The sequence below is a fragment of the Pseudomonas sp. B37(2017) genome (assembly GCF_002112885.1).
GTDB classification, from domain to species: domain Bacteria; phylum Pseudomonadota; class Gammaproteobacteria; order Pseudomonadales; family Pseudomonadaceae; genus Aquipseudomonas; species Aquipseudomonas paraglycinae.
In genome coordinates, this window is sequence record NZ_NEIX01000019.1 from 39414 (window position 1) to 59961 (window position 20548).

General features: G+C 61.0%; 12 protein-coding genes. 11 read left to right on the forward strand and 1 reads right to left on the reverse strand.

The annotated features are described in order from the left end of the window. Positions 1–54 precede the first annotated feature (54 nt). The 11 genes from aroQ to CAF90_RS28325 all read left to right on the forward strand — a co-directional run bounded on the left by aroQ (position 55) and on the right by CAF90_RS28325 (position 12970). On the forward strand, positions 55–510 hold the full coding sequence (gene aroQ, locus CAF90_RS28275) for a type II 3-dehydroquinate dehydratase (protein WP_007951022.1): 456 nt from the start codon (positions 55–57) through the stop codon (positions 508–510). 24 nt (positions 511–534) lie between these two features. Further along, positions 535–1002, forward strand: coding sequence for an acetyl-CoA carboxylase biotin carboxyl carrier protein (accB, locus tag CAF90_RS28280; RefSeq protein WP_007951023.1), 468 nt, complete (start codon positions 535–537; stop codon positions 1000–1002). A gap of 17 nt (positions 1003–1019) precedes the next feature. Continuing rightward, positions 1020–2378, forward strand: coding sequence for an acetyl-CoA carboxylase biotin carboxylase subunit (gene accC, locus CAF90_RS28285; RefSeq protein WP_007951024.1), 1359 nt, complete (start codon positions 1020–1022; stop codon positions 2376–2378). Between the two features lie 235 nt (positions 2379–2613). Beyond that, entirely contained in the window at positions 2614–3492 is an 879-nt protein-coding gene (gene prmA / locus CAF90_RS28290; protein ID WP_007951025.1) for a 50S ribosomal protein L11 methyltransferase, read from the forward strand. A 30-nt stretch (positions 3493–3522) separates the two neighbouring features. Next, positions 3523–4788, forward strand: a complete 1266-nt coding sequence (locus CAF90_RS28295) for a DUF3426 domain-containing protein (RefSeq protein WP_085609203.1) — start codon at positions 3523–3525, stop codon at positions 4786–4788. A gap of 185 nt (positions 4789–4973) precedes the next feature. Next, positions 4974–5984, forward strand: coding sequence for a tRNA dihydrouridine synthase DusB (gene dusB, locus CAF90_RS28300; protein WP_011332261.1), 1011 nt, complete (start codon positions 4974–4976; stop codon positions 5982–5984). Then, positions 5981–6301, forward strand: coding sequence for a DNA-binding transcriptional regulator Fis (gene fis, locus CAF90_RS28305; RefSeq protein ID WP_002555375.1), 321 nt, complete (start codon positions 5981–5983; stop codon positions 6299–6301). The genes dusB and fis overlap by 4 nt, the downstream gene beginning before the upstream one ends. Positions 6302–6383: 82 nt before the next feature. After that, a complete protein-coding gene (gene purH, locus CAF90_RS28310; RefSeq protein ID WP_039772035.1) occupies positions 6384–7991 on the forward strand; it encodes a bifunctional phosphoribosylaminoimidazolecarboxamide formyltransferase/IMP cyclohydrolase in 1608 nt (535 codons plus the stop codon). A 147-nt stretch (positions 7992–8138) separates the two neighbouring features. Continuing rightward, complete coding sequence (purD, locus tag CAF90_RS28315; protein WP_007951030.1) at positions 8139–9431, forward strand: phosphoribosylamine--glycine ligase; 1293 nt, start codon at positions 8139–8141, stop codon at positions 9429–9431. A 102-nt stretch (positions 9432–9533) separates the two neighbouring features. After that, entirely contained in the window at positions 9534–12311 is a 2778-nt protein-coding gene (locus CAF90_RS28320) for a hybrid sensor histidine kinase/response regulator (protein ID WP_007951031.1), read from the forward strand. Positions 12312–12373: 62 nt separating this feature from the next. After that, positions 12374–12970, forward strand: a complete 597-nt coding sequence (locus CAF90_RS28325) for a MarC family protein (RefSeq protein ID WP_007951032.1) — start codon at positions 12374–12376, stop codon at positions 12968–12970. Between the two features lie 66 nt (positions 12971–13036). On the opposite strand, the gene CAF90_RS28330 is transcribed toward CAF90_RS28325, so the two are convergent. Then, entirely contained in the window at positions 13037–20167 is a 7131-nt protein-coding gene (locus tag CAF90_RS28330; RefSeq protein ID WP_085609204.1) for a TcdA/TcdB pore-forming domain-containing protein, read from the reverse strand. Positions 20168–20548: the final 381 nt, after the last annotated feature.

Consider the following 20548-nt stretch of genomic DNA (forward strand, 5'->3'; position numbering starts at 1 on the left):
GCGGCATAGTCGCCGGGTTCTGACGAAGGCTCACCCATAACAAGGAACACGCAGATGGCAACGCTACTGGTGCTGCACGGCCCCAACCTGAACCTGCTCGGCACCCGGGAACCCGGGACCTACGGGTCGACCACCCTGGCGCAGATCAATCAGGATCTGGAACGCCGCGCCCGTGAAGCCGGCCATCATCTGCTGTATCTGCAAAGCAACGCCGAGTACGAATTGATCGACCGCATCCACGCCGCACGCGGCGAGGGCGTGGACTTCATTCTGATCAACCCGGCAGCATTTACACACACAAGTGTCGCATTACGTGACGCGCTGCTGGGAGTGAGCATCCCATTCATCGAAGTGCATTTGTCCAACGTGCACAAACGCGAACCTTTCCGCCATCACTCTTACTTCTCCGACGTAGCGGTAGGAGTGATCTGCGGCCTTGGCGCCAGCGGTTATCGACTGGCCCTGGAGGCTGCACTAGAGCAGCTTGAACAACAAGCTATACGCCCCTGACCGACCCTTGGGAGTTGATGATTCATGGATATCCGTAAAGTTAAGAAACTGATCGAATTGCTGGAAGAGTCCGGCATCGACGAGCTCGAGATCAAGGAAGGCGAAGAGTCCGTACGCATCAGCCGTCACAGCAAGACCCCGGCGCAGCAGTACTACGCTCCGGCTCCGATGCAGGCTCCGGCCGCTGCACCTGCCGCCGCTGCCGCTCCGGTTGCTGCTGCCGCAGCTCCAGCTGCCGCTGCTGCTCCAGCGCTGAACGGCACCGTTGCCCGTTCGCCGATGGTCGGCACCTTCTATCGCAAATCTTCGCCAACCTCGCCGTCCTTCGTTGAAGTCGGCCAGACCGTGAAGAAAGGCGACACCCTGTGCATCGTCGAAGCCATGAAGATGATGAACCACATCGAAGCTGAAACCAGCGGTGTGATCGAGTCCATCCTCGTCGAAGACGGCCAGCCGGTTGAGTACGACCAACCGCTGTTCACCATCGTTTGAACTGCGGAGAGCCTTTGATGACTGCGAAGTTGGAAAAAGTTCTGATCGCTAACCGCGGTGAGATCGCCCTGCGGATTCTGCGTGCCTGCAAAGAGATGGGCATCAAGACCGTCGCCGTTTACTCCAAGGCCGACAAAGAGCTGATGCACCTGGGTCTGGCAGACGAATCCGTCTGCATCGGCCCGGCTTCTGCCGCTCAGTCCTACCTGCACATCCCGGCCATCATCGCTGCCGCTGAAGTGACTGGCGCTACCGCCATTCACCCAGGCTACGGCTTCCTCGCGGAAAACGCTGATTTCGCCGAGCAGGTCGAGAACTCCGGCTTCGCTTTCATCGGCCCGAAAGCCGACACCATTCGCCTGATGGGCGACAAGGTATCGGCCAAGCACGCGATGATCGAAGCGGGCGTGCCAACCGTTCCTGGTTCCGACGGCCCGCTGCCGGAAGACGAGGAAACGGCGCTGCGTATCGGTCGTGAAGTCGGCTACCCGGTGATCATCAAGGCCGCCGGCGGCGGTGGTGGTCGCGGCATGCGTGTGGTGCACAAGGAAGAAGACCTGATCGCCTCGGCGAAACTGACCCGCTCCGAAGCTGGCGCGGCGTTCGGCAACCCGATGGTCTATCTGGAAAAATTCCTGACCAACCCGCGTCACGTCGAAGTGCAGGTTCTGTCCGACGGCCAGGGCAACGCCATCCATCTGGGCGACCGCGATTGCTCGCTGCAACGCCGTCACCAGAAGGTTCTCGAAGAAGCGCCGGCACCGGGCATCGACGAGAACGCGCGCAAGGAAGTCCTGGCTCGCTGCGTCAAGGCGTGCATCGACATCGGCTACCGTGGCGCCGGCACCTTCGAGTTCCTGTACGAGAACGGTCGTTTCTACTTCATCGAAATGAACACCCGTGTTCAGGTGGAGCACCCGGTTTCGGAAATGGTCACCGGTATCGACATCGTCAAGGAGATGCTCAGCATCGCCGCTGGCAACAAGCTGTCGTATACCCAGGATGATGTGGTCATCCGCGGTCACTCACTGGAATGCCGGATCAACGCCGAAGACCCGAAAACCTTCATGCCGAGCCCGGGTACGGTCAAGCATTTCCACGCTCCAGGCGGCAACGGCGTTCGCGTCGATTCGCACCTGTACAGCGGTTATGCCGTTCCGCCGAACTACGACTCGCTGATCGGCAAGCTGATCACTTACGGCGCGACCCGCGACGAAGCCATGGCCCGCATGCGCAATGCCCTGGACGAAATCGTGGTCGACGGGATCAAGACCAACATCCCGCTGCACCGTGATCTGACCCGCGACGAAGGCTTCTGCAAAGGGGGCGTGAACATTCACTACCTCGAGCACAAGCTGGCTGGCGAGAAGCACTAAGCTTCAGCCCGCACCTGACAAGGCCGCCTTCGGGCGGCTTTGTTGTTTCTGCAGATTGCAAAAAACCTGTGGGAGCGAGCTTGCTCGCGAAGGCGGCGCATCAGTCAGCATCAAAGTGACTGGCAATCCGCTTTCGCGAGCAAGCTCGCTCCCACAAAAGCTTTGAGCTCGCGTAAACTTGCGCGCTTCTCGCAGGCCGCTAGGCTGCAATCAATCTTTTTCACAGGTGCCCGCCATGCCTTGGCTGCAAGTAAGACTCGCCATCAGCCCGGAACAAGCCGAAACCTACGAAGACGCTTTCCTTGAAGTGGGCGCCGTTTCGGTGACCTTCATGGACGCCGAAGATCAGCCGATCTTCGAACCGGAACTCAATACCACCCCGCTGTGGGCGCACACCCACCTGCTGGCCCTGTTCGAGGGCGGCACCGAAGCCGCCCCGGTACTGGCCCATCTGGAACTGCTGACCGGCAGCCCGCTGCCCGAGCACCACAGCGAAGTGATCGAAGACCAGGACTGGGAACGCAGCTGGATGGATGGTTTCCAGCCGATGCGCTTCGGCCAGCGCCTGTGGATCGTGCCGAGCTGGCACGCCGCACCGGAGCCGGACGCGGTCAACCTGCTGCTGGATCCGGGCCTGGCGTTCGGCACCGGCACCCACCCGACCACCGCCCTGTGCCTGGAATGGCTGGACGGCCAGGACCTGAAAGACTGCAACGTGCTGGATTTCGGCTGCGGCTCGGGGATTCTGGCGATTGCCGCCCTGCTGCTCGGCGCGAAAGAAGCCGTGGGCACCGACATCGACGTGCAGGCACTCGAAGCCTCCCGCGACAACGCCGGGCGCAACAACATCGCCGACGAATTGTTCCCGCTGTACCTGCCGGAAGACCTGCCGCAGGTCAAAGCCGACGTACTGGTGGCCAACATTCTGGCCGGGCCGCTGGTTTCCCTGGCGCCGCAACTGTCCGGCCTGGTCAAGTCCGGCGGGCGTCTGGCACTGTCCGGGATCCTCGCCGAACAAGGTGACGAAGTCGCCGCCGCCTACGCGCAGGACTTCGATCTCGACCCGATCGCCAATCGTGATGGCTGGGTGCGCATCACCGGCCGTCGGCGCTAGAATGACCGCCTGTTCAATCCGGATCGCCGCATGACCGACAGCTTCGTCACCCAGTGCCCGCATTGCCAAACCAGTTTCCGTGTCAGCCACGCTCAGTTGAGCGTGGCCCGCGGGGTGGTTCGTTGCGGCTCCTGCCTGCAAGTGTTCAATGCCGCCAAGCAATTGCTGGAGCAACACGCAGGCAAGGAAGCGGTCACGCCGGTGGCGCCGCTAATCAGCGAGCCGCCGATCAGCGAGCCTGCGCCTGTCGAACCACCGGCCATCGTCGAAACGCCCGAGCCGCGCGCCATCAGCCAGAAGCAATGGAGCGCCGCCGAGCTGGATCTGGACAGTCTGGATCTGGACGAAGAACTGGCCCGCCTCGAGCAACGGGAAATCCAGCCAACGACCGAGTTCGGCCGCCCACGCGAAGATGCCCTGAGCGCTCGCCGCGACAGCCACGAACCGGAAGACACGACGTGGCCGGACAGCCTGTTCAGCGAACCGGCAGATGAGCGCGCACCCGAAGTCGAAGATGAACCCGACGTCGTCGAGCCCGAGCCGATCAAACCGGAGCGCACTGAACCTTCGCTGTCGCTGGAGCCGGTGGATCTCGATGACGAACCGCCGATCCCGCAACTGCGTCTGCACGATCCGATCGACCCGAATGCCCGCCGCGAACGCCTGTCGGCCAGCGACGACGTCGACGACGAACTGCCACTGATCGAACCTGCGCGCAAAAAACGCGAACGTGTCGAATCCAGTGTTCGCGCCGAAGCCTTGCAGGATCTGACCGATGATCCGCTGCAACTGGACTGGCAGAAACGCCGCTCGCCCTGGGGCCGCCGCCTGCTCTGGCTGTTGCTGATCGTACTCGCCGCTGCCGGCCTGGGCGGACAGTACATCGCCTATCACTTCGATGAACTGGCGCGTCAGGATCAATACCGGCCGTGGTTCCAGCAACTGTGCCCGCAAATCGGCTGCACGGTGCCGTCCAAGGTCGATATCGCCAAGATCAAGAGCAGCAATCTGGTGGTGCGCAGCCACCCGGAATTCAGCGGTGCGCTGGTGGTGGACGCGATCATTTACAACCGTGCGCCGTTCTCGCAGCCGTTTCCGCTGCTGGAGCTGCGCTTCGCCGACCTCAACGGTCACCTGATCGCCAGTCGTCGCTTCAAACCCGGCGAATACCTCAACGGCGACCTCGAAGGCATGGCGGAAATGCCGCCGCAGACGCCGATCCACATCGCCCTGGACATCCTCGATCCAGGCCCGAAAGCCGTGAACTACAGCCTGAGTTTCCACTCGCCCGAGTGAAACGCTTCACCGCTCCCGGATTGACGGCAGTTTTCTGACTGCGCAGCGCACGACCAAACCGGCGGTAATAACAGAATAACTGTTCAGATTTTGTTCAATTCAGCCTTTATCCAGTCATCGAGAGCGGGTATCATGCCAACCCTTTTTCGAACTCTCATGATCCGGCCCCACTTCAGGGAAGTCCTATGTCGGCGGTACGCATCGGCCCATATACATTGCAGAACGGCTTGATCCTCGCCCCGATGGCGGGTGTCACCGACCAGCCCTTTCGTCAGTTGTGCAAGCGTTTGGGCGCAGGGCTTGTAGTCTCGGAAATGGTCACCAGTGACATGAGCCTGTGGAACACCCGCAAGTCGCGCATGCGCATGATCCACGAAGGCGATCCCGAGCCACGCTCGGTGCAGATCGCCGGTGGCGATGCGCAGATGCTGGCGGATGCAGCCCGGGCCAACGTCGAACTGGGCGCACAGATTATTGATATCAACATGGGTTGCCCGGCGAAGAAGGTCTGCAACAAGGCCGCCGGCTCCGCGTTGTTGAAGGATGAGGCACTGGTTACCGAGATCCTGAACGCCGTCGTGGCGGCAGTTGATGTGCCGGTGACCCTGAAGATCCGCACCGGATGGGATCGCGACAACAAGAACGGCCTGACCGTGGCGAAGATCGCCGAGCAGGCCGGGATCACGGCGCTGGCGGTGCATGGCCGCACCCGCGCCGACCTGTACACCGGCGAAGCCGAGTACGACACCATTGCCGCGATCAAGCAGGCGGTGTCGATTCCGGTCTTTGCCAACGGCGACATCGTATCGCCGGAAAAGGCCCGCTACGTGCTCGACGCGACCGGTGCCGATGGCCTGTTGATCGGCCGGGCTGCCCAGGGGCGGCCATGGATTTTTCGCGAGATCGAACACTTCCTGCGTACCGGCGAAAAACTGCCGGCGCCGGAGCTGATCGAGGTGGAACGCATTCTGCTTGAGCATCTGGCCGCCCTTCACGCCTTCTATGGGGACGTGATGGGCGTGCGAATTGCCCGCAAGCATGTGGGCTGGTATCTCGCAACCTTGCCGGGCGCCAGGGAATTTCGCGCCCACTTCAATCGTTTGGATGGTACGGAAACACAATGCGCCAACGTTCGGGAGTTCTTCGCCGAACGTTACAAGAGCCTGACAGGGGACGGAGAAGGGGTGGCCGCATGACGATGATGACCGAGACTTTAGTGAGTGGAACAACACCCGTGAGCGACAACGTGAATTTGAAACAGCACCTCAATACCCCGAGCGAAGAAGGCCAGACCCTTCGCGGGAGTGTCGAGAAGGCGCTGCACAATTATTTCGCCCACCTTGAGGGCGCGTCCGTCACGGACGTGTACAACCTGGTGCTCTCCGAAGTCGAGGCTCCCCTGCTCGAAAGCGTGATGAACTACGTCAAGGGCAACCAGACCAAGGCCAGCGAGCTGCTCGGACTGAACCGCGGCACGCTGCGCAAGAAACTCAAGCAGTACGATCTGCTGTAAGCATTCAATCAAACCAGAAAGGCGCCCGCGTAAAACCGGTCGCCTTTTTTGCTGACTTCCCTTGCTTTTGATGGAAATTGAGATGACCGACCAGACTACCCGCCTGCCGATCCGCCGCGCCTTGATCAGTGTTTCCGACAAGACCGGGATCCTCGAATTCGCCAGGGAGCTGGAAGCCCTGGGCGTGGAAATCCTTTCCACCGGCGGGACCTTCAAGCTGCTGCAGGACAACGGCGTGGCCGCAGTGGAAGTCGCGGATTACACCGGTTTCGCAGAGATGATGGACGGTCGGGTGAAAACCCTGCACCCGAAAATCCACGGCGGGATCCTCGGTCGTCGCGGTATCGACGACGCCATCATGAACGAGCACGGCATCAAGCCGATCGATCTGGTAGCCGTCAACCTGTACCCGTTCGAAGCCACCATCAGCAAGCCAGGCTGCGACCTGCCGACCGCCATCGAGAACATCGACATCGGCGGTCCGACCATGGTCCGTTCGGCGGCGAAAAACCACAAAGACGTGGCCATCGTGGTGAATGCCAGCGATTACGCCAACGTCCTGGAAAACCTCAAGGCCGGCGGCCTGACCTACGCTCAGCGTTTCGACCTGATGCTCAAGGCGTTCGAACACACCGCCGCCTACGACGGCATGATCGCCAACTACATGGGCACCGTGAACCAGGCTGCCGAAACTCTGAGCACCGAAGGTCGCAGCGAATTCCCGCGCACCTTCAACAGCCAGTTCATCAAGGCCCAGGAAATGCGCTACGGCGAGAACCCGCACCAGAGCGCGGCGTTCTACGTTGAAGCCAAGCCTGCTGAAGTCGGCATTGCCACCGCCACCCAGCTGCAAGGCAAGGAACTGTCGTACAACAACGTGGCCGACACCGACGCCGCGCTGGAATGCGTAAAGAGCTTCGTCAAACCGGCCTGCGTGATCGTCAAGCACGCCAACCCGTGCGGCGTGGCCGTCAGCCCGGACGCCGAAGGCGGCATCCGTCAGGCCTACGAACTGGCCTACGCCACTGACACCGAATCGGCGTTCGGCGGCATCATCGCCTTCAACCGTGAACTGGATGCCGAGACCGCCAAGGCGATCGTCGAGCGTCAGTTCGTTGAAGTGATCATCGCCCCAAGCGTCAGCGAAGAAGCCCGCGCCATCGTTGCAGCCAAGGCCAACGTGCGCCTGCTGGCCTGCGGCGAGTGGTCGGCCGATCGCGTTCCGGCCTGGGACTACAAGCGCGTCAACGGCGGTCTGCTGGTACAGAGCCGCGACATCGGCATGATCGGCGCCGACGACCTGAAAGTGGTGACCAAGCGCGCCCCGACCGAACAGGAAGTCCACGACCTGATCTTCGCCTGGAAAGTGGCCAAGTTCGTCAAATCCAACGCCATCGTCTACGCCAAGAACCGTCAGACCATCGGTGTCGGCGCCGGCCAGATGAGCCGCGTGAACTCCGCGCGTATCGCGGCGATCAAGGCTGAGCACGCCGGTCTGCAAGTGGCTGGTTCGGTGATGGCGTCGGACGCGTTCTTCCCGTTCCGCGACGGTCTGGACAATGCGGCCAAGGTCGGTATCACGGCGGTGATCCAGCCGGGTGGTTCGATGCGTGATGCTGAAGTGATTGCTGCTGCTGATGAAGCCGGCATCGCGATGGTGTTCACCGGAATGCGCCACTTCCGTCACTGATACACAGATTCAAATGTGGGAGCGAGCCTGCTCGCGAATGTAATCTGCCAGCGACGTTGACGTTGACTGACACACCGCTTTCGCGAGCAGGCTCGCTCCCACATAAAGCGCTCCAGCAGCGCCTGACAGAATTTTGAGGTTTTTGAAATGAATGTTTTGATCATTGGCAGCGGTGGCCGCGAACACGCACTGGCCTGGAAAGTGGCTCAGGATCCGCGTGTGCAGAAAGTTTTCGTGGCACCGGGCAACGCCGGCACTGCGATTGAAGCCAAGTGCGAAAACGTCGCCATCGACGTGCTGGCCCTCGAGCAGCTCGCTGACTTCGCCGAGAAAAACGTTTCCCTGACCATCGTCGGTCCGGAAGTGCCATTGGTGGCCGGCGTCGTCGACCTGTTCCGCTCCCGTGGCCTGGATTGCTTCGGTCCGACCGCCGGCGCCGCGCAGCTGGAAGGCTCGAAAGCCTTCACCAAGGATTTCCTGGCACGCCACAAGATCCCGACCGCCGACTACCAGAACTTCACCGAGATCGAGCCGGCCCTGGCTTATCTGCGTGAAAAGGGCGCACCGATCGTGATCAAGGCCGACGGCCTGGCCGCTGGTAAAGGCGTGATCGTTGCCATGACCCTGGCCGAAGCTGAAGACGCCGTGCGCGACATGCTTGCCGGCAATTCCTTTGGCGACGCCGGTTCGCGTGTCGTCATCGAAGAATTCCTCGACGGCGAAGAAGCCAGCTTCATCGTCATGGTCGACGGCAAGAACGTCCTGCCGATGGCCACCAGCCAGGACCACAAACGCGTCGGCGACGGCGACAGCGGCCCGAACACTGGCGGCATGGGTGCTTACTCCCCGGCTCCGGTGGTCACCGCCGACGTGCACCAGCGCGTGATGGACCAGGTGATCTGGCCGACCGTGCGCGGCATGGCCGATGAAGGCAATGTCTACACCGGTTTCCTGTACGCCGGTCTGATGATCGACAAGGCCGGCAATCCGAAGGTCATCGAGTTCAACTGCCGTTTCGGCGACCCGGAAACCCAACCGGTGATGCTGCGTCTGCAGTCGAGCCTGGTGCTGCTGGTCGAAGCGGCACTGGCTCAGGCGCTGGACAAGGTTGAAGCGCAGTGGGATCCACGTCCGAGCGTCGGCATCGTGCTGGCCGCCGGCGGTTACCCGGGCGACTACGCCAAGGGCGCGCCGATCAACGGTCTGGACGCAGCCGCCGCACTGGAAGGCAAGGTCTTCCACGCCGGTACTGCGCTCAAGGACGGCAACGTCGTGACGGCCGGTGGTCGGGTGCTTTGCGCCACCGCCATGGGTGCCAGCGTTGGCGCTGCGCAGGAGCAGGCCTACAAACTGGCCAAGGCCATCGACTGGGAAGGCTGCTTCTACCGCACCGACATTGGCTACCGCGCCATTGCCCGTGAACGCGGTGAGTCTCAGTAATAAGCTACGCTGTGTTTCCGGCAGGGGCTCATCGCCCTTGCCGGACTGTTCCGACGCTGCGCATCGTTATATTCTGGCATCAACCTACGAAGGGATTTCGCCGTGCGCTGGCTCAGGATTGCCATAGGCTTCACCGTCACGCTGTTGACCTTGCTCTGCATGCTCCCGGCCCAGGCCGCGCAAGGCAGTGGCTGGTCGGTATTGCTTGACGATCAGGGCAACCTCCAGCTGAGCGACATCCGCTCCGCCCGCTACACCAATCAATTCAGCCCTATCGAGCTTGACCGCCTCACCGCGGCCGAACCCGATGGCGCCTTGTGGCTGCGCTTCAGGCTGGCGCCCGGCAAGCACGAACAAGTGCTGCGGATCTTCGCCCCCGACCTGTCGCACCTCAATCTGTATGTCCTCGACGGCGATCGCCTGATCGAACAACGCGACACCGGCACTACCCAGCCCCAGGTGGAACGACCGCTGCCCAGCAGCGACTTCATGCTGCCGCTGCCGCAAAGCGACAAACCCCTCGACGTTTACCTGCGACTGGTCTCCGATCACCAGTTACGCCCGTACATCACTCTGCAATCGGCAGTGATGGCCGCGGCCAATCACAACCAGACGCTGATCTACGGCCTGCTGTTCGGCTGTCTGGCGATGCTGATCCTGCACAACCTGATCCGCTACGCCTACACCCGCTCGCGCAGCAGCCTGTGGCTCGCGGTGTGTGAAGGCCTGTTGAGCCTGAGCCTGTTGCTGTTGCTCAACCTCGCCGGTCCGTGGCTGCCGAACTGGCATGCGATCCAGACTCCCGGCGCCTATCTGGCCCTGCTGCTGACCGCTCCGGCCGGCCTGATGTTCGCCTACCGCTTCTTCGCCCCGCTCGGCCCGCATCCGCTGAACAAGCTGTTGATCGGCGACATCCTGTTCATCGTGATCTGCAGTCTGTTGCTGTTGTTCGTCAACACCCTGCCGCTGAACATCATCACCTACGCGCTGGTGGCCCTGGCCGGGCTGAGCATGTTGCTGGTGGCGTTCTATCACTGGCAGAAAGGCTACCGCCCTGCCCGCTTGTTCGTCGCCGCGATGGTGGTGTTCAACATCGGCACGCTGATCATCCTCCCGGCCCTGCTGGGGCTGACCCTGGTCGCGCCGCAAGGCCTGATCATGACCCTGATGGGTTTCATCTGTATCAGTGGCCTGCTGATGAGCATCGCCCTCGGCGAGCGTCAGCGCAGCATCACCGAAAGCCGTTTCAGCATCAGCCGCGACCTTGCGGCGAGCAACGCCGAGATCAACGCCAAGGCCGAGTTCCTGGCCAAGATCAGCCACGAAATCCGCACGCCGATGAACGGCGTACTGGGCATGACTGAACTGCTGCTCGGCACGCCGCTGTCGGTCAAGCAGCGCGATTACGTGCAAACCATCCACAGCGCCGGCAACGAACTGCTGACCCTGATCAACGAGATCCTCGACATCTCGCGACTCGAGTCCGGGCAGATCGAACTCGACGACGTGCAGTTCGACCTCAACGCGCTGATCGACGATTGTCTGAGTATCTACCGCGCCAAGGCCGAACAGCAGAACGTCGAGCTGATCAGCTTTATCCAGCCGCAAGTGCCACGGGTCATCAGCGGCGACCCGACGCGCCTGCGCCAGACGTTGCTGAGCCTGCTGGAAAACGCCCTGAAGAAAACCGAGGAAGGCGAAGTGCTGGTAGTCGTCGCCCTCGACGAACGCAGCGCCGGGCCACGCCTGCGCATTGCCGTGCAGGACAGCGGCCAGCCGATGGATCAGGAAGAACGCGACGCGCTGATGCACGCCGAGTTGCACAGCAAGCACTTCCTGTCGGCCAACCGCCTGGGCGGCAACCTCGGTCTGGTGATCGCCCGCCAATTGATCCGTCTGATGCAGGGCGAGTTCGGCATCAAGAGCGGCGCCAGCCAAGGCAGTACGCTGTGGCTGACCCTGCCGCTGGACCCTGATCGTCTGGAGCATCCGACCTCGGACCTCGACAGCCCGCTGCAAGGCGCACGCGTGCTGGTGGTCGACGACAACGACACCTGCCGCAAGGTGCTGGTGCAGCAATGCAGCGCCTGGGGCCTGAACGTCAGCGCCGTGCCGTCGGGCAAGGAAGCGCTGGCCCTGCTGCGCACCAAGGCGCATTTGCGTGATTACTTCGACGTGGTCCTGCTCGACCAGAACATGCCCGGCATGACCGGCATGCAACTGGCCGCCAAGATCAAGGAAGACCCGAGCCTGAACCACGACATCCTGCTGATCATGCTCACCGGCATCAGCAATGCGCCGAGCAAGATCATCGCGCGCAACTCGGGGATCAAACGCATCCTGGCCAAACCGGTGGCCGGCTACACCCTCAAGACCACGCTCGCCGACGAACTCAACCAGCGCAACCGTGGCCAGGTGGTGTTCCAGCCGCAAGTTGCGAGCCCCGCCGCGCCGGTCAAGGTGCCGAGCGATTTCCGCATTCTGGTAGCCGAAGACAACACCATTTCGACCAAGGTGATCCGGGGCATGCTCGGCAAACTCAACCTGCAGCCAGACACCGCCAGCAACGGCGAAGAAGCCTTGCAGGCGATGAAAGCCCAGCGCTACGACCTGGTGCTGATGGACTGCGAAATGCCGATCCTCGACGGCTTCTCCGCCACCCAGCAACTGCGGGCGTGGGAAGTCGGCAATCAGCGCATCCGCACGCCGATCGTGGCGCTGACCGCGCACATCCTCGCCGAGCACAAGGAACGCGCGCGCCAGGCCGGAATGGACGGGCACATGGCCAAACCGGTGGAGCTGTCGCAACTGCGTGAGCTGATCGAGCACTGGGTGGCCCAGCGTGATCAACAGAACCGCGCGACGACGCAACCGTCGTGAGCCGACAGACACGATAGCGCCTGTTAGACTCCCCCGACTTTCCCCGCCAGCGAGCCCGCGCCATGCTCCACGTGTTATTCAGTGTTTACCTGAAGATGCTGGTGCTCTACAGCCCGTTCTTCGTGTTGTCCTGCTTCATCAGCCTGACCCGCGGTTACTCGCGCAAGGAACAACGCCGCCTGGCCTGGAAAGTGGCGGTCGCCACGCTGGTCTCGAGCGTGTTGCTGTATCTGTTCGGGCGGGTGATTTTCGATGTGTTCGGCATCACGGTGGACGCCTTCCGCATCGGTGCCGGCAGCGTGCTGTTCATTTCGGCGCTGGGCATGGCGCAGGGCAAGTCGGCCGTGCAGACCGACAACGTGCAGCAGGACGTGACGATTGTTCCGCTGACCATTCCGCTGACCGTCGGCCCCGGCACCATCGGTGCACTGCTGGTGATGGGCGTCAGCCAGCCGCACTGGGACGACAAGCTGTTCGCGATCATGAGCATCGCCCTCGCCAGCTTCACGGTGGGCGTGGTGCTTTACTTGTCGAACCGCATCGAACGCATTCTCGGCGATCAGGGTTTGCAGATCGTCAGCCGCCTGATGGGGTTGTTCGTGTGCGCACTGGCGGCGCAGATCATCTTTACCGGGGTCAAAGGCTATCTGGTGCCTTGAACCCTGAAACGAAAAGACCGCCGACGGTAACGTCGGCGGTCTTTTTTCGTCAGTAACCGCGGATCGTCAACCCGCAGACTCGACGGCTTTCTTCGCATCCGCCTGATCGATCAACGCTTTCAGCGTCACGCCCTCGGCGCCTTCCTTGCGCGCCTTCAACCAGCGCACCAGCGTCGACACTTGGCACGGACGCAGGCCATTGACCTCAAGCATCGCATCGCCCCGCTGCGAGGGATCTGACGCATCCGCATTGCGCACCAGAACGCAGTGCTCACTGTCGGGGTCGATCAGTACCAGATGATCCTCGACCATCGCCACCTCCAGCTTCTGAGGGACAGTCAGCGTCAGGATCAAACGGCTCATGACCAGCGGGCGGGCCCCCAGCGGATAACGACAGTCCACCACCAGCGAGTCGAGCTTGCGCATGAGCGCCTCCGACAGGTGCCATTTCATCGCACCGCGCCCTACCCGCAAAACGAGCGTGCGCACATCGTCCGGGATCACCGGCAGAAGATCGTAGGCATCCACCCGTCCTTCGAGCACCAGCACGTCACCCGTGCGCTGGACGTAATCCAGCGGCTTGATCTGGCGCAGGCTCGGATAACCCTGCACAACTCGATCCTGCGGCTCATGCAGCAAGACATCGGCATGCCGCCGGGTTCCGAGCAGCTGGTAATCCTCAGGCAGGTCGGCCGCGGGGATCTGAACCAGCCGCGCGCTGTCAGCGATGTACCACTGCACACTGGCGTCCTGTGCGGCGATCGAAATGAACGGACGATGCGCTTCGTTCGCCAGCAAGGCCTGCAAGTCGCTGATCAGATGTTCGCCATGGGCCGCCAGCCAATTCTGTTGCACACCGATGATCTGCGGTGGCTCCTGATGTTCCAGTTGCAGCACCACACCTTCGCGCGTCGTGCCCACGAGACCGGCACCGTCGACCCGCACATCGGCAAAGCGCCACGCCGTCCAGAGTCGCTCTGGCCTGGTCAGCATCCGGGTCTGCAACAACTGCGTGCCTTCTCCGAATGCCGACTGCAGATGTTGCGGATCGATAAACGTCTGGCGCCAGACCTCACCACTCTCGGGCTCGAACAGCCATGCCGACTGATTGTCCGGTGTCATGCCCAGCAACCGGAGCTGCGTCTGCTGCGCTTCACACAACAACAAGCGGTTGTCCACGTACCAGGCGTGCAAGCGCGCATCCCCGGCAGCATTGGCAATGCCGACAATAGGGAATTGCTCGACGGCGTATTGCCGGGCGATCGCTTCGAGCGCCAGCCACCATTGCTTGCGTCCCTTGAGCCAGGGTTCTGCCAGGCCGGCAAAATGCAGCTCACCATCAGCGCCGATCCCGAATGACAACCCGTCCTCGGTGCGGGCCTGATAGCCATTGTGCTCAGCCGTCACCTGCTTCAGGCGCTCGGGTTGCACCCAGCGGTGCGACCATTGATTCTGCTCCTGCGCCACAGTGCGCTGCACCCGGCACAGGCTCTGGAACGGTCGGTCGTAAATGACAAACACGTCGCCGTCATCGGCCGGCGTCAGCAGCATCAGCTCGTTCAGGTTCTGGATCGAATCGGGCCAGGCGCGCGCATGGTGACGTCGCGGTACCGGGCGCACGATCAGGTTGTCACGGGTACGGACCCAGGCCATGTCCCGCTCGTTCTCTTCAATCATCCAGCAGACCGAAACATAAGGCGCGAACTGCCAGTCGACCGTGGCAAAGTCTTTGTCCGCATGAACCGGCATGCGCTTCGCCCGATCACCCAACACCGGAGCCCAATCTGCCAGGCTTTTGCTGTCATCGAACAGCGCTGCGTAAGTCGGTTCAAGCCCGCGAGTGACGGAGCTCAACCACAGCTCACCTTGGTGCATCAGGTAGTTGAAGCGCTCAAGCGTGCCGTCTTCATACGCGTATTCCTGGACCACATGGATGACACCCTGGCCATCAGCTTCAACGCTGCGAATCGAGCTCGCGCCCTTATGCCGGAAGATCAAACGATAACGATGGCTGAGCAACCCGGTGTCGGCATCGACCTGGCAGATATCGTAGCCACTCGAATCATGGAAAAACGCCGAGCCGCCGGCCACCACCGAGAACAATCCCTCATCGTCGAACACTTCATCATTGCGGATATAGAGAACCCGATCCTCCATGGCGTCGTACCAGCCGTTGGTGTAACGCGGCGCCTTGGGGTTTTCAAAAGGAACCCGGTAGTTGTGGATCGGCGTATAGCGCAGCGCCAGTCGATGCGCCCGTGCCAGCGCTTGCAGATGATCCTGCAGGGTCTGGTCATCCAGCCCTTTGGGTGCCTGTTCCTGCAGCAGCTCCAGCTCGTGCCGTTTGCCGCCGGCGATCCTGAAGAGCCGGCCATTTTCGATCAGCAGGGAGATCTCCGGCGCACTGTTCGCCGTCACCTTGAACTGGCAGCCTTTGACACTGAACTGCCCGTCCTGGCTGAACACGATCTCCGACTCTCGGGCCCAGGGTGCGACGATGGTCCAGCGGTTCTTTTGCGCCCCCACGGACACCAGTTCGACGTTGACACCTGGATTGAGCACCAGCGTGCAATCGCCTCCCCCACCCTGAATCCGATAACTGATCTGCTCGTGCCAGGGCTTGGGAATCACCGGCACAACCAGTTTGCGCGCCTGTGCATCGAGCGTGATGCTGATCTCGGTCGGGCGATAATCGGGGCACATCCGATGAACAATGTAATGGCTGGGGAACGAGTAGAACGAAAACAGGAACAGCCATTGGCCGTCGGCTTTTTTCTTCTCCAGACGCCGCGCGATGTCGAAACCCTTGTCGTGGCGTCGCGATGAAAACGGCAGGATCTGGTACTCGTAGCCGTAGCAAGTGAGCGGCGTGCACGGCAGGACAATGGCCTGCTCGGCCGATGGTGCGAACGTCATTTCGGCGGGGTAGCCAAGTTCTTTACTGAGGTGGATGGCTCGCGGGTAGTCGACCTCGAAGTCCGGCACACCGAAATGATCACGCAGCGGATACAGCCGGGAACTGTCGAGCAGCAGTTTGCCGGTGCTCAGATCCAGTCCGTTGATGATCAGCGACGGTCGCGGCAACCAGGCACCTTGCTCGTCGCTGTAGTGAAATCCGGCGCCGTGATGTGCCTGCTCCAGCTCCGCGAAAAACAGTCCGACCGCCTTCGCTTCTTCAGCGATGGTCGCAAAATTCTGCGCCAGCGCAGTCACGCCGACGGCCAGCCCTCCAAGAATCACCCCGGCGCCTCCCAGCACCGCAGCCGCCGTACCCGCGCCAGCGGCCGCTGCGCCAAGTCCCGCACCGGTCAGGGCCAGACTGCTGGCGTCGAACGTCAGCTGGGTGGCGTAGGTGGCGGTCTCGACATCGTTGCGTGCATTCGCCAACTGATAGATATCGAAGCCGACATTCGCCAGCCCCAGCACGGCACCGACGCCCTCGTTGGCCACATGCCCGGCCACAGCTCCCAGCGTTCTGGCGGTCAACGGCTCGAGCGCCTCGCCGACGACCTTCGCAGTGGTGCGGGCGATCAGTTTTTCATCACGCAATGCGGCTTGCACCAGGCCGATCAGCCCCGCCGCATCGACCACGTTGCCATGCACCAGTTGTGCGTAGTTGACGTAGGCATGCCACTGCACCGCGGTGCTCACAGTGCGATCTTCGCCCTCGCGCCCGCGCAATGCGTTCATCAGCGCCTGTACCGCGAAACCGGCATTGAGCGTGTGCACGGCCGCCGCCTCCGTCGGATCCACCACAGCGCCGGTCGCAGGTTTGTGCCCCAGCGTCGAAAACAGATCCGTCAGGTAATTCCTGATCCGCAGCAGGCGATCATCCCGGCTGGTGACCACGGCGACCGTCTCGCCACTTTGCGGGTCGAGCATGTGTACCCGGTAACCGCCTTCGGGGGTCACCTCCAGCGAGTCGAACAACGGCACCATTGGAGTGACCGACTCATGGCCCTCCTGCAAGCGTGCGGTGACGTCGGCAATCTGCTCGGCCCACCAGTCATTTTCTGAAGACAGCAATGCACTGCCCAGGCGCGAATTCTCCATGAGCGATCGACCGTGAGCGCTGTTCACCCTTTGGCGAACGGACCTGAACGGTTTGTCCGGCAGCGGTTCATCCCTGAGCAACTGACTTACCTTGATGCCGTTCGACAGGTTCAGGGCGGCAACCTTTTCGCCTTGCACATCGATCAGATCGAACTGGGGTCGGCCGGGTTTGCCGTACACGGCATAATGACGGGCGATATGCGTGTTCTTGAAAAATTGCTTCAGGGCCATCCGGAAGGTCGCCGGGCTGTCGAATTCGAACAGGCCGAAGTTCGGATCGTAGAAGTGGTAAACGGCCGTACTCCCGTTTACGGTCCGGGCCACCAGCATCGAGTGGTTGTCCGAGTTGAGCATCAGGGTTCGAGGCCCCGCGGACGCCTCGAGAGTCGCGACCATGTTGTCCAGATCGACCCGCCCCAGCGCCGTGCCCACCTCTGCGGCGTTCACACCACGCATCTCCTCCAGTGCGGCCAGAAACGCCTTCGAGTCCGAATGCTCCGGCTCAAGTACCGCCAGATAGAATCGCTCGCGCAACTGTCGGGTGGCCCCCTCGCCCTCAGTGAGGGCGGCACTCATCGCCAGCGCCAGCGGAAAACAACGTCCGGCGGCGGTATCACCCAGCCCGTGCATCAACAAATCCTGAGGCACCAGTTTGACGGTGCCGGCCGCGAACTGATTGAGCACCTGCTCCGCCCTTTCCTGGATTTGATCGCGATGCTCCTGAGTGGCCAGCCGCTGGATCTGCGCTACCCGGCGCCCCCAGTCAAACAGCGTCGCAGCGTTGGCCAGCGCGTTCTTTTTCAGGCTGAGTGCGTTGACCGAATGTGCGGGCAATTCATCACCCACACTGGACATGCCTGCCATGAACGCAGGTGCCCGGTGCTGATAGAGCTGCTGTTCAATTACCGCGTAACGCCCGGACGTACCGCGCTCACTGACGCTGTTGATCAGATTGTCCAGCGCACCGTTCAATGCGGAGAATCGCTGGGCATCCAGTGAATCGGCGCCCAGCAACGCGCCGATCGTCAAACGCTGCAGCGGGTTGAGCTGCGCGAGTTGCCAGGAACGGGTACCCAGCCCGATCAGCAGTTCATCCAGCGCGATACTCTGGGCAATCGGATTTTTCGGGAATGCCGGTGGCCGCAGGCGAGTGTCCTGATGACGTATGGCCTGACGATCATCGAAGCTCAGCGGCAATCTGTCGGCGAACACGACCGGCCCATCATGGCCGCTCATCATCGCCTTGGTAAACGGTTCGCCGAGGTGATCGGCCATACGCTGCAACAGCTCGGTATTCAGGACATGACGTCCTTCGACCAGTGGCCAGCCGAGTTCGAATTCGACGGTGGTCTGCTTGAGCAATTCGGCGACATTCCCGGCGTAGCGGGTTTTGTATCGGCCGTCGCGCCAGCTTTGCTGTTCGGTATCGAGCCACTTTCGGGTATCGGTTTCGTTTTCTTTCCAGGAGTGATCCAGCTCCTCTTCAGTGACTTGATTGACCGTCTGCAGAGGTGCGATGGCCATTTCCCGCCGTGACGCCTGCGCCCCTTCGGGCGTTAAAAATGTCTTTTCGAAATCGCTGGTGCCATCCTTGATTCCGGCGGGCCCGGTCAAATAGATCGTCCCCTCGTTTCCCGGACGGATACCTTCGTTGTGGTATCCGGCAACGGCATCCGCCAGATAAGCCGCAAAAAGGGACTCCATTCCCGGCAACTCAACCAAAGGCCCGTAGGATTTTTCCAGCACTTCATTGGCCAGCGTACTCATCGCTTCATGCTCTTGAAGTCTGATACCTCTTTCAATCGCCAACCGGGTGGTGTCATCGAGCAGTTCGTAGTTGAACCTGAAGCGCTTGAGCACGGACTCAAGAACCGCCGAACCGGCATGAGCCATCATGTAGGCATTGCTGATCGTGTTTTCCATTGCCACTGCGCGCAGCGCATACGGTCGGACAAGCAGATCCTGCGGAGGCTGAAACACCTGAGTCAAAAGCGGCCGGCTTTTGGCAAACGCCTGCAGCACCGGGCGATGCTCTTCGGGTATTTGCAGCAGCTTGTCTCTGTACCGCCCCCGTAGCGCCTGTCGACCGGGCATCCAGTCGGGATTCTGATCCAGCATCAACTGCAAGACACCGAGGCGCGCATCGGCACCAAAGTCGCTGATATCAATACCTGCAATTTCCTTCAGCAACGGCGGCAAATTATCAACATCGCTGTAGCTGCCACCTTCGAAGTGCAAGACCTCTGCTCTTACGATATCCGACGCAGCCGCCAGGTTGCCCCGCATGCGCATTTCCCGCTGGTAAACATCCCGCAACTTCAAAGGTATTTCCGAACCCGCCAGATCGCGCACTCGAATATTACCTCCGACCAGCGCATCGATACTTTCACGGTTCTTTGCTTTCAACGCCCTTAAATCCTGAACGTTCTGCCCATAAGCACGGCTCAACAACTGCAATCTTGCTTCATCGGCGGATTCGCCTCTCGCAACCGCCGCATAAATGTGTTCGCTCATCTGTTGTTTCAAAGCGATAGCGCGGGCGACATACAGCTCGCCCAAAACCTTGTCGGAGAGGCTGTCGACGCCCCCGTGCTCCATGGCGTCCGCCTTGGCCGCCTCGACCATCAAGCGATTGGCCTGCCAGGCCAGCAACGCATCACTGTCATACCAGACGTTGATCTGATAACCCTGACCGGCCAATACCTGTTTCCAGACATTGATGTAATCGCGCTGGATGTCACCGACTCCGCCACCCAGCCAGACGAAGTGCAGGATCTTCGGCACCTGCGTAGCAGGTGTTTTCATCAGTTCAACGCTGTAGTTCAGCCGCGACTCGAAGTCGCTGACCCTGGCGCTGATTTCTGAAAGATCGGGCGCTGTTTCCGTCTTCGGGCTCGGCGCAGGTGCTTTTTCAACTTCACGTCGCATCCGATGCCCGTCGAACTCTCCAAGCGCCCGCTTTAACAGCGCGAGGGGTTGCAAGAGCCGTGGCGAGTCGAGCAAACCGACACAGGCAAAGTAGTAACGGATCACCTCGTCATAACGAACGGTATTCTTGTAGGGTAACAGCGCTTGTTCTAGATCAGACAATTTGAACAGATTGACAAACTTTACATACCCGCCATCAACTTTAGCTTCCTGCATTGAAACATTTCCTCGACATAATAAATTACACGCGCGCGCCGACGCCGCGAGAGCAAACAACTTGCAACAAGCAAACACTAAAACCCGAACAAACTTCACATAACCGAAACTAGTGCAAAACAATATCCAAAGACAAACACAAAGCCATTCAAACAATGTCCAACGAAACATCCAACAACACTGGACCATTCAAACAAACGCTATTGAAACAAATACAAACTTCAGAAAGCGCACAAACCAAAAAGGCCGCGAATTGCGAATTCGCGGCCTTTTTGGGTTTTATGTCTCGTCCTGAATAAGGTTTACACCTTCTGGCTTCTTTTCAGGAGTGTGCAATGGATTCGGGCGCAAAACGCAGTCAACGCGATTACACGCTGACTT

Bases quoted from the DNA above. Each gene is read 5' to 3' on its own strand.
- accC (WP_007951024.1), top strand. From the start codon at position 1,020: ATGACTGCGAAGTTGGAAAAAGTTCTGATCGCTAACCGCGGTGAGATC.
- purD (WP_007951030.1), top strand. From the start codon at position 8,139: ATGAATGTTTTGATCATTGGCAGCGGTGGCCGCGAACACGCACTGGCC.
- dusB (WP_011332261.1), top strand. From the start codon at position 4,974: ATGTCGGCGGTACGCATCGGCCCATATACATTGCAGAACGGCTTGATC.
- accB (WP_007951023.1), top strand. From the start codon at position 535: ATGGATATCCGTAAAGTTAAGAAACTGATCGAATTGCTGGAAGAGTCC.
- purH (WP_039772035.1), top strand. From the start codon at position 6,384: ATGACCGACCAGACTACCCGCCTGCCGATCCGCCGCGCCTTGATCAGT.
- prmA (WP_007951025.1), top strand. From the start codon at position 2,614: ATGCCTTGGCTGCAAGTAAGACTCGCCATCAGCCCGGAACAAGCCGAA.
- aroQ (WP_007951022.1), top strand. From the start codon at position 55: ATGGCAACGCTACTGGTGCTGCACGGCCCCAACCTGAACCTGCTCGGC.
- CAF90_RS28330 (WP_085609204.1), bottom strand. From the start codon at position 20,167: ATGCAGGAAGCTAAAGTTGATGGCGGGTATGTAAAGTTTGTCAATCTG.
- CAF90_RS28325 (WP_007951032.1), top strand. From the start codon at position 12,374: ATGCTCCACGTGTTATTCAGTGTTTACCTGAAGATGCTGGTGCTCTAC.
- CAF90_RS28295 (WP_085609203.1), top strand. From the start codon at position 3,523: ATGACCGACAGCTTCGTCACCCAGTGCCCGCATTGCCAAACCAGTTTC.
- fis (WP_002555375.1), top strand. From the start codon at position 5,981: ATGACGATGATGACCGAGACTTTAGTGAGTGGAACAACACCCGTGAGC.